Annotated in this window: 2 protein-coding genes; both read right to left on the bottom strand. The window is 73.6% G+C overall.

All coding sequences use genetic code 11. The annotated features are described in order from the left end of the window. On the bottom strand, positions 1–755 hold a 755-nt coding region (locus G6R24_RS20605; protein WP_192029221.1), incomplete at its 3' end, for an ABC transporter ATP-binding protein. After that, the gene (locus G6R24_RS20600; RefSeq protein ID WP_225438875.1) at positions 752–1,546 is read right to left on the bottom strand and encodes an ABC transporter permease; all 795 of its coding nucleotides are present in this window, start codon (positions 1,544–1,546) and stop codon (positions 752–754) included. The genes G6R24_RS20600 and G6R24_RS20605, both read right to left, overlap by 4 nt. Positions 1,547–1,905 lie beyond the last annotated feature (359 nt).

Genomic DNA, 1,905 nt, shown 5'->3' with positions numbered 1-1,905 from the left:
CGGGTGTAGGCCTCGCGGGGGTGCAGCAGGATCTCGCGGGGGCCGCCCTGTTCGACGATGCGGCCGCGGCGCATGACCACGACCCGGTCGGCCCGGTCGGCGGCGACCCCCAGGTCGTGGGTGATGATCAGCAGCGAGGTGCCGGACTCGCGCACCAGGCTCGCGAGATGGTCGAGGATGCGACGTTGGACGGTGACGTCCAGGGCGCTGGTCGGTTCGTCGGCGATGATCAGCCGTGGCTGGCCGGCGAGCGCGATGGCGATGAGCACCCGCTGGCGCAGGCCGCCGGACAGTTCGTTGGGGTACTGCCGGGCCCGCATCGCCGGCCGGTCGACACCGGCTCGTTCCAGGGCCTCACGCACCTCGGCGGGCACCAGCCGGCGGTCCACGCCGCGGCGGCGCACGGCCTCGCCGACCTGGTTGCCGATGCGCATCGTCGGGTTGAGGCCGACCATCGGGTCCTGCGGGACGAGGCCGACGAACGGGCCGCGCAGCCGGCGCAGGACCCGTTCGGGGGCGGCGGTGACATCGGTGCCGGCGAGGGTGATCCGCCCGGCGGTGACCACCCCGTTGGCGGGGAGCAGGCCGAGGACCGCGTTGGCGGCGGTCGTCTTGCCCGAACCGGACTCGCCGACGACGGCGACGGTCTCCCCCGCGGTGACGGTGAGGCTGAGGTCCTCGACGGCGGGTACGACCCGGCCGCGGGCACGGTAGCCGACCGACAGACCGGCCAGGTCCACCAGGGTCTCGCTCACCGCTCCAGCTCCTCGAGGGTACGGGCCACGTGGTTGAGGCTGAACACGACCAGGCCGACGAACAGGCCCGGCAGCAGCGACAGCCAGGGGCTGGTGATCAGGAAGTTGCGTCCGTGGGAGATGAGGCTGCCCCATTCGGCGGCCGGTGGCGGACTGCCGAAACCGAGGAAGCTCAGCGTGGACACCAGCAGCACGGCGGTGCCGAAGTCGAGGACGGCGAGCACACCGACCGGCCCCCACGAGTTCGGCAGGATGTGGCGCCACAGCACCCGTCCCCAGGACGCCCCGCCGGTGCGGGCCGCCTCGACGTAGGGCTGCGAGCGGACCCGCAGCACCTCGGCTCGGGTGGTGCGGGCGAAGCCGGGGGTGATGCCGACCGCGACCGCGATCGCCATCGGCACCAGGCCGAACCCGAGGGCGGTGATGATGGTCAGGGCCATCATCAGGATCGGGATGGCCAGCAGCACGTCGACGATCCGCATCAGCAGCACGTCGATCCAGCCGCCGAAGAAGCCGGAGACGATGCCCAGGGCCAAGCCGGCGACGATGGCGATCAGCACCGATCCGCCGGTGACCTTGATGGTCAGGGTGGAGCCGTGCAGCATCCGGGTGAACAGGTCCCGGCCCAGTTCGTCGGTGCCGAACAGGTGCGAGAAGCTCGGGCCCCGCAGTTTCTCCGCCGGCGAGGTGTCCGAGGGGCTGCGTGAGGTGAACAGTCCCGGCGCCAGGCCCGACACGATCACGAACAGGACCGCGAGGACGAACCCGGGCCGGCGGCCCAGCGGCCGCAGGGTGGCGGCGGCCCGGTGCCACCAGCCGACCGTCTCGTACGACTCGTGGCTGCTCGCCTCCGACACCGCCACGACCCCGGCGGCCTCGAGTTCCTCGGTGGCCTCGCGGTCGCCGGTGATCTCACGGCCGTCGGTGGCCTCGCGGTCCTGGGGCGGTCGCGTCCGCTGGACGGGCGGCGCCGGGTGGGGTCCGCTGTCGTGGCCGGTCGACGGGGCGAGGCCGGGTGGGGTGGCGCTGAGCGGTGCGGCGCCCAGGGGGGCGGCGTCCGCCGGGGACACCTCCGGTGGGGGGTGTCCAGGCGGCGGGCCGGGTCGGCCCAGAGGTCCGTGGCGGTCAGGTTGTCGGGCATGGCGGGCCT

Origin of the sequence: Candidatus Frankia nodulisporulans (assembly GCF_902806475.1) — a bacterium.
In the GTDB taxonomy this organism is placed as follows: domain Bacteria; phylum Actinomycetota; class Actinomycetes; order Frankiales; family Frankiaceae; genus Frankia; species Frankia umida.
The sequence above is the reverse complement of the archived record's forward strand: the minus strand, read 5'-3'. Positions and strand labels throughout refer to the sequence as shown.